Annotated in this window: 7 protein-coding genes; 5 read left to right on the top strand and 2 right to left on the bottom strand. The window is 45.8% G+C overall.

Annotation, left to right across the window (positions count from 1 at the left end):
• Positions 1 to 257: 257 nt before the first annotated feature.
• Together VGB26_04125 and VGB26_04120 are read left to right on the top strand one after the other, a co-directional pair.
• Positions 258 to 1,037 carry an inositol monophosphatase family protein gene (locus tag VGB26_04125; protein HEX9756971.1) on the top strand — a complete coding sequence of 260 codons (780 nt, stop codon included), beginning with the start codon at positions 258 to 260 and terminating at the stop codon, positions 1,035 to 1,037.
• A 10-nt stretch (positions 1,038 to 1,047) separates the two neighbouring features.
• On the top strand, positions 1,048 to 2,334 hold the full coding sequence (locus tag VGB26_04120) for an MFS transporter (GenBank protein HEX9756970.1): 1,287 nt from the start codon (positions 1,048 to 1,050) through the stop codon (positions 2,332 to 2,334).
• A gap of 20 nt (positions 2,335 to 2,354) precedes the next feature.
• On the opposite strand, the gene VGB26_04115 is transcribed toward VGB26_04120, so the two are convergent.
• On the bottom strand, positions 2,355 to 3,311 hold the full coding sequence (locus VGB26_04115) for a site-2 protease family protein (GenBank protein HEX9756969.1): 957 nt from the start codon (positions 3,309 to 3,311) through the stop codon (positions 2,355 to 2,357).
• Between the two features lie 234 nt (positions 3,312 to 3,545).
• Here VGB26_04115 and VGB26_04110 point away from each other — a divergent pair, with 234 nt between their 5' ends.
• Both VGB26_04110 and VGB26_04105 read left to right on the top strand, forming a co-directional pair.
• Entirely contained in the window at positions 3,546 to 4,448 is a 903-nt protein-coding gene (locus VGB26_04110; protein HEX9756968.1) for a DUF4388 domain-containing protein, read from the top strand.
• Positions 4,445 to 6,799, top strand: a complete 2,355-nt coding sequence (locus tag VGB26_04105) for a sensor domain-containing diguanylate cyclase (GenBank protein ID HEX9756967.1) — start codon at positions 4,445 to 4,447, stop codon at positions 6,797 to 6,799. Before VGB26_04110 ends, VGB26_04105 begins: the two co-directional genes overlap by 4 nt.
• A gap of 6 nt (positions 6,800 to 6,805) precedes the next feature.
• On the opposite strand, the gene VGB26_04100 is transcribed toward VGB26_04105, so the two are convergent.
• The gene (locus tag VGB26_04100; protein HEX9756966.1) at positions 6,806 to 7,084 is read right to left on the bottom strand and encodes a DUF167 domain-containing protein; all 279 of its coding nucleotides are present in this window, start codon (positions 7,082 to 7,084) and stop codon (positions 6,806 to 6,808) included.
• Between the two features lie 166 nt (positions 7,085 to 7,250).
• On the opposite strand from VGB26_04100, the gene VGB26_04095 reads away from it, so the two are divergent.
• Positions 7,251 to 8,261, top strand: a complete 1,011-nt coding sequence (locus VGB26_04095) for a zinc-dependent alcohol dehydrogenase family protein (GenBank protein HEX9756965.1) — start codon at positions 7,251 to 7,253, stop codon at positions 8,259 to 8,261.
• The last annotated feature ends 144 nt before the right edge of the window (positions 8,262 to 8,405 follow it).

The raw sequence follows: 8,405 nt of genomic DNA, 5'->3' as shown, positions 1-8,405 counted from the left end.
TTCAAAAAATCAACATCTTCTGGATTCCCGCTTTCGCGGGAATGACGGGAAGGGCCTGGATTTCCGCTTTCCCCTGCCTGCAAGTGCCCGCCGGACAGGCGGGTAATGACAAAATTTACCCACTCACTTCCACGATGAGCCTTTATTCTATAAGGCATCGGTGCCCAGGATCAATCTCCGGCTTGCTTTATTTTTTAAAATGTAAACGGAGTATGTTATAGTGACCCGGTTTCATCAACCAATCACGCGGGACAAAAATGGAAGAATATCTAAAAACCGCCTCCGAGGTCGCCCAAAGGGCTGGGAAACTGCTTATGAATTATTTAGGGAAAGACCTGAAAATCGGTTACAAGGGTGTCATCAACCTAATCACCGAGGCGGATCAAAAATCAGAGGAAACCATTGTTCAATATCTCCGAGCGAAATACCCTGACCATCAAATTCTTGCCGAAGAGGGAAAGGGAGTGAAGACACCATCCTCCTGGAAATGGATTATTGATCCTTTGGATGGAACCACCAATTTTGCCCATGGGTTTCCTTCCTTCTGTGTCTCAATTGGGTTGGAAGTAGATGAGAAAATACAGGTTGGAGTCGTCTATGACCCAGTTCGATCCCACCTTTTTAGCGCTGAACGGGGAAAAGGTTCTTTCTTAAACGGAGAAAAACTTGGTGTTTCTTCTATCCAATCGCTTTCGGAATCTCTTTTGGTGACCGGGTTTGCCTATGATGCCCGATTTAGCGACGAGAACAATTTTGACCACTTTATTCATTTTACCCGTTGCTGCCAGGGTGTTCGCCGAACGGGTTCGGCTGCTTTGGATCTTTGCTATGTGGCCTTGGGGTGTTTCGACGGTTTCTGGGAATTAAAACTGTCCCCATGGGATACCGCTGCAGGAAGTTTAATCGCCGAAGAGGCCGGAGCAAAGGTTAGTGATTTTAAAGGGAATCCCTTTTCTATTTACATGAAAGAAATTCTGGCCAGCAATGGGAAAATTCATCAGGAAATGATTCAGGTGTTAACCCAGACTAAACCCTGAGAGATGACCCGTGAGGGCTGACGTTCCTTCAAAACCCACTCCGATCCCCATCACCAAAAAAGAAATCTGGGCATGGTGTTTTTACGATTTTGCCAACTCATCATTTACCACCATTATCGTAACCGTTGCCTTCAGTGTTTATTTCACCAAGGTGGTAGCGGAGGGGCATAACCCCGAAGCCTGGTGGGGTTGGGGATATGGGGCCTCCATGCTGATTGTGGGAATCATCTCCCCCATTTTGGGAGCACTGGCCGACTACACCGGAACCAAAAAAAATCTTTTAATTGGATTTAGCTTTCTTTGCATTTTAGCAACCTTTTTCCTTTTTTTCGTTGAAAAAGGGGATATCGTGTTAGGGATTTTTTTATTTGCCATTGCCAATATCGGCTTTAACGGGGGGTTGGCTTTTTACAATGCTTTTTTGAAAGACCTTTCCCTCTCTGAAAACATGGGAAGAATTTCCGGATATGGTTTTGCCCTGGGTTATGTGGGGGGCCTTGTTTCTCTGGTTTTGGTTTATCCTTTAATCCAAGGGGGGTTGGGTGAAGAAAATCTTTTTTATTATCGTCTCAGCTTTCCCGTCACCGCGGGCTTTTTTCTCATTTTTGCGCTCCCCTCATTTTCTTATCTCCAAGAAAGGCGGTTTTTCATCCCCAACGGCCAGGCCAACGCCTCCTGGACTATCGGATTGCGCCGGGTTTGGAAAACGTTTCATGAGATCCGCAGGTATAAAGAACTTTTTAAATTTTTTCTGGCCTTTCTCATTTATATAGATGGAATCAATACGGTTATTGTATTTGCGGGTATTTTTGCAGCAACTGTTTTAGATTTTTCCCCGAAAGACCTGATCATCTTCTTTATTATCATGCAAATCTCCGCAGCCTTAGGGGCATATGCTTTCGGATTCATCAACGATTGGATTGGGCCCAAACGAACAATTAGCATCACCCTTTTTATTTGGACCGCACTCATGATCTGGGCCTTTTTTGTTCCCTCCAAGTCACAATTTTATTTTCTAGGGCTGATCGCGGGTGTCGCCCTGGGATCCAATCAATCCTCCAGCCGTACCCTTTTAGGTTTGTTTGCCCCAAAAGAAAAAATCACGGAGTTTTATGGTTTTTTTTCTTTAACCGGGAAACTAGCCGCCACCATTGGACCCCCGGTTTACGGAATGATTACCGCTTTGACCGGAAACCAACGGTATGCGGTTCTTTCACTGATTCCCTTTTTTCTAATCGGGTTTTTGATCCTTCAAAGTGTGAATGAAGAAGCGGGTAACAGAAGGGAACAGGCTTAGGGTTTAAAAACCTGTTTTTCCTAAGGCAGGGAAAGCTGAAAAGGAACCGGCATAAAACAAATTAAAAAAATGATTAAACACATTACACCAATCATACGGCTTTGCCAGGAAAAGGGTTTGTGACCATCAATAACCGGGGGATGGCCACTCCCCAGGATAAAAGCTAAAAAAGCCCACAAAAACCAACCCCACCATCCCAATAGCCCCAGTAAAATTAAAACACCAACCATTGTTCTAGAAATAATTTTTAGTTTTTCTCCAAAGAAAGCATAGGCAATGTGGCCTCCATCCAGTTGGCCAATAGGAATCAAGTTCAGAAACGTGACAAACAATCCAATCCAACCGGCAAAAGCAATCGGATGAAGAATCACGTCATAGCCATCGGGTAAGGGTCCAATAATCCAATTCGAAAGAACGGAAAAAAGAAGAGGGTTCCCTAAGAAAAGTCCTCCTGCCCCATCCAATTTCACCACAACAGATTGCTGCAAACCAATGATAATGGCGGGGATGGCCACAAGGAAACCCGCAATGGGACCCGCCGCCCCAATATCCAAAAGGGCTTTTTTTCGAAGAATTGGCCCTTTCATTCGGATAAAGGCCCCTAATGTTCCAATTAGAAAAATGGGTGGCGCGGGAATAAAATAGGGAAGGGTGGCAGGAACACCATGCCTCTTCGAAGCGAAATAATGACCAAATTCATGAGTTAATAAAATAGCCAACAATGTGAAGGAAAAAGGCATTCCCTGAATAAGGGTTGCAGGGTTTCGCAAAGGATCCGCCCCTTGATGATACGCACCGGTCAGGAGGGTTGTAAAAACCGTGGCAATAAAGAGAACCCCCGGTAGAATATATTGGGTTCCCGCTTTGACAGGCCGACCGATTCCTTCTTGAACCAATTCGGAATGATCTAAACCATCAAAGGAAGCCTGTTGGACCCGGGGATAGTTTGAAATGTTTGTTTCTTCTCTTATTTCCATAAATCCTGATGACCATTTGGCATTGAGTTTTAATCCTAAGGCTTTTAAAAAGTGATGTCAAGAAAGAGGCCACCCTTTTGAGCAAAGAGAACCTCATCTCCGCTTATCCTATTGTATCCTGGCACCCTTGTTAAGATCTCCAGAAAAGAAAAAATTTGAAAGGCTTTCCCATTATTTAGTCCCGCTCCCCTTTTCCCTCAATCTTGACAGGTTTTAGGGTTGCTTGTATATTGAATTACAACTAAAAAGCTTTTTTCAACAAGGGGATACGTCATAGAAACGATCGCCAAAACAAAGATTCTAATCGCTGATGATAACCCCCGTCTCCTCAAGGTCCTTGAGCTCCGGTTTTCTCAATCCGGCTACCGGGTTTATACCGCAGAAAAAATTAAAGATGCCGTGGTAACCGCAATCATTGTTCGGCCTGATTTAATTATCACCGATGTGATGATGTCCGAAATCAATGGTTGGGAATTCAAAAAACTGCTCAATAAAATCCCTAATATGATTGAAATTCCTTTTATTTTTCTGACCTCTACAGAAACCCTTCCCGTTGAGTACTATTCCCAGGATTTTGGAATGAGTGATTACATGCCCAAGCCCTACGCATTTGATGATTTGTTGGCTAAGGTAGAGAAAAATCTAAGAAGGCATGAACAACGTCAAAAAACCCTTTCCCCTGAGGTCTCATCCCCAAGCGGGATCTTACAGGATATGTCCCTGACAGATATCCTACAGGTCCTTTCCATGAATAAGCGAAGCTGCAAGGTAAAATTAGTCCGGGGAGAACAAACCGGCGAAATTTACTTTCGGCAAGGTAGGGTCAGCGGTGCCTGTATGGGGTCCCAAGAAGGGGAAGAGGCCCTTTTTGAACTGTTGGGTTGGAAGGGGGCAAAATTTTCGGTAGGGGAAATCTCCAACAACGATGAAGAAACTATCTCCAAAGATATTCATTCCTTAATTGCGGAGGGAATGAAACGTTCTAATGACCGGAAAAATCCACCCTCTACCCATTCTGCACCCACTTCAGGTGATGAACCGACTATGGAAATCTCTCCCAATGGACAGGGAAAAGAAATTATCCATTTTCTTCATCATCTCCAAAAAAAGGGACTCCTCAAAGAGATTACAGGATGAATGAAACCCGGAATTGCATCGCCCTTGTAGGGGGAAACCAACGGGGACTGGAAACATTGGCCCTTTTGGTTGAAGAGGGAACCCATGATTCCGCTCTCATCATTGAACCGGACCGTGGTGCCCTGGTCTTTCATCTCAAAGATTACGGTTTCAGCTTCAACGAATCCCTTCACATTGAACTCAGTCAACGAATATCCGATCTGAAAGGCAGAACCGGAGTGCGTCAAATCATTGATGCCTCAGGGAACCCGAATCTTCACCGCGATCTTTATCAATTAGGAGCCCCTGTGGAAATCTCCAGGGATTCGGTCTTTCAACTGAACCATTCCTTAAAAAAAATTCCTGCAAAAACCTCGGAAGATTTTGCCAAAAGACAGGCCTACCTTCTTGAACATTTCAAAGGTCCCCTTGGGGAGATTGATTTAGCAAGCGATGAGGAGGAATTTTACCGGTACCTATTAGACAGCACTCTGTTGGCGACCAATGCCGAAGGGGCAGAGCTTTTCCTACTGGAAGAGGATGAAAAAAGGGTGTTTTTGGCTATGGCCAGGGAAAGTGGGGTGGCTCCCAAATGGCATCCCCCCGAAGTTCTTTTAAAAGGGGGAAAGGGGGTCATCAGTCATATCGCCCGGACTGGCCAGCCTTTCCTCTTACCTAAAGGGGAACTCTCCTTATGGGAACAAGAGCTTCTGGATGGAGAAGAAGTAACCGCCCTCATTGGGATCCCTATCCGAGAGGATAATCAACTCCTGGGGGTTCTTTTTCTTTATCGTGGAACGGATTCTGCTCCGTTTCACGAACAGGATCTTGATTTTTTATCGAAAATGTCGCCTCAACTGATCAGGCCTATTAAAAAATTACTGACCCTCAAGGATATTCGGGAAGCCTCCCTAACAGAAGCCCTTCGCAAAGAAGTACGGGAAATCATGGATTCAAAATTTCCCATTCAACAGAAACTTCAAAAAAGTTTGGGAAAAATTACTGAAGGACTATCCTCTTTAAGGGGATCTGTTTTTGTGAAGGATCCCTATAGCGATGATTTAATGCTCCAGGCCACCACTCATTATTCTCCCCAAATGATCGGTTTGATGCGGATTAGAAAAGGAACCGGGGTCATCGGTCAAACCGCTCATTTCAATCATCCTTTTTACCTCAAACAAGACCCTAATGCCGTTCTTCCTCCCGAACAGGAGATGGGCACCTGGCCAGCCACCTTGTCCCTTCCCATTTCCACCTCTTCTGAAATGGTGGGGGTCATTCATCTTGAATTTGACAATCTCCCCCGGCTTCCCATGAAGACTTTAAAACTGGGAAAAGATTTGTGTGACCTGCTGGCTTCGGCGGTTGCAAGTGATGTTGAACGGCACCGCATGTCACAAAAGGTTTTAAAGCTAACTGTTGTAAACGAGGAAGGTCTGGAATTATTGTCCACTAATGACCGGGATAAAGTTCTTCGATTTGCCACCGGTTCCGCGGCCATGATCATGGATGCTGAGGCCGTTGTTTTAAGAATTGCCGATCCGGGCGGGAAAGGGCTATTGGTAGGTTCCACCTATGGACTTCATCGGGATGAAATTGATCAGGAATTGGTTAATTTAGATCGCCTGATCGCCTCCAAGGTTTTTGAAACAAAGAACACCCTCTCCATTCCCAATCTGGAAGAGTCAGAGTTTCCATCCCCTGAATCGTTTCCCTACCGTTCTGCTTTATCAACTGTTTTATTCGGAAACGATCAACCGATTGGGACACTCACGGCATACAATAAACTCATGTATAATTCTTTTTCCTGCACTTCTTTTCACGTTGATGATATGGAAATTTTGGAAAAATATGCAAATTATGTTGGCAAATCACTGGTCCAAGCCCAAGAGTTTAAATCCCGTCAAGCCCTGATTACCATTGATGAGACCACCGGATTAAAAAACAACCGCTATCTTCAACTTCGGTTACCCGAAGAGGTCCAAAGGGCAGAGCGTTATCAAAGAAACCTCACACTCATTATCATGGAGGTGGATGACCAACAAAAGGCTTTCCAACAATTGGATCGACCCGCCCGAAAAGATTTGGTGAAACAAATTGCAGGGATTGTCCGGGAAACCTTTCGGAATGTGGACATCATTGTGCGAGTGGAAAAGATCAAATTTGCCATTCTGATGCCCGATACCGGGGAGCGGGCCTATGAAGCTATTTCCCGGTTATCCCGAAATGTTTCTGAGGTGAAATTGAAAAGTGTAGACTCCGGAAAGGTCACTCCCCTGGTCGTTCGTGTTGGCTACAGTAATTTTCCAGAAGACGCCAAAGAACCGGACGAATTATTTGCAAAAGCCTCTCAAATGAGAACTCTCTCTTAATTCCGGCTAGGGCGGGTCTCTTTTGAGATGCTCCTCCAACCGTTGAAGGAGATCCAAATCCTCCCCCCCGTCAATATCAACCACCTTTTGGGAAGAAGTCTCTCCCCGGACCAACCGGATTTGGGACTTGGATATCTCCAAGGCTTTAGATAAAACAGTGATCATGGCATCATTGGCCTTCCCTTTCTCTGGAGCCGCGGTGACGCATATTTTCAAGGTTTTTCCCACCCACCCGGAAATCCTATTTTTAGAAGATTTTGGGGTGACTTTTACATTCAAATACATTTAATGGTCCACTCGAAAAAAAACAGGCTTTTTTATTTCTACAATACCGGAAAAAATTCCGCAATCCTTTTATTAAACCCGAACCATAAAAGAGCCTTTCCTTAACCAATCCATGTCCTGTATAATTTTCTTGTTTGGTTTCAATGCCCTTAAAAAGGTTTTTCCCATGAGAGCAATGATCCTGGCCCAACGGGCCCCCATGAAAGAAAAGCCCTTACGCCTGATTGAAAAAACGTCGCGGAAACCTCAAAAAGGGGAAGTCCTCATTGAGGTAGCGGTTTGTGCCATCTGCCGCACCGATTTGCACATCATCGAGGGGGACCTGCCCCCTCATCAATCTCCCGTGGTTCCAGGCCACCAGGTGGTCGGTTATATCAGGCAAGCCGGCACAGACACCCATCGTTTTAAAGTTGGAGACCGGGTAGGTGTGGCCTGGTTATTTTCCTCTTGTGGACGGTGTCTGTATTGCCACCGGGACGAAGAAAACCTTTGCGAAAATCCGGTCTTTACCGGATACGATGTGGATGGGGGGTATTCTGAATTTTTGATCGCCAAGGAGGACTTTATTTATCCAATCCCTCCGGAACTCCCTTCGAAACAAGCAGCACCTCTGCTTTGCGCTGGGATCATCGGTTATCGGGCCCTTCATCGTACCTGTATTCGAAAAGGGGAACGGCTGGGACTTTATGGGTTTGGGGCTTCAGCCCATGTGGTCATCCAGATTGCAAGACACTGGGGTTGCCAGGTATATGTCGCCACCCGAGGGGAAAAACACCGGGAGCTAGCCTTGCAATTAGGGGCTCATTGGGTAGGAGGAGCCACCGATCGTCCTCCTGAAAAACTCAATGCAGCCATTCTTTTTGCCCCAGTGGGGGAGTTGGTTCCCGTGGCCCTCGAAGCGCTGGACAAAGGAGGAACCCTGGCCCTAGCAGGCGTCTACCTCACAGATATTCCCTCCTTAAACTATGAACAACATCTTTTTCATGAGAAAAACCTGATCAGTGTGACGGCCAATACCCGCCAAGACGGAGAAGCCCTCCTTCATCTCGCGGAGGAGATCCCTATCCAGACCCACACCGAAACCTTCATGCTTCACCAAGCCAATGAAGCTTTACTTCAATTAAAAGAAGATGGGATTCAAGGGGCCGGGGTACTTGAGATAAAAAGAGAAAAATAATTTTGGCTCATCGTGGAAGTGAGTGGGTAAATTTTGTCATTACCCGCCTGTCCGGCGGGCACTTGCAGGCAGGGGAAAGCGGAAATCCAGGCCCTTCCCGTCATTCCCGCGAAGCCTGTCCTCGAATGACTTTATCGGGGAGCG

The sequence above is a fragment of the Nitrospiria bacterium genome, assembly GCA_036397255.1.
Lineage (GTDB): Bacteria > Nitrospirota > Nitrospiria > DASWJH01 > DASWJH01 > DASWJH01.
This window is presented reverse-complemented; position numbering and strand designations above follow the sequence as displayed.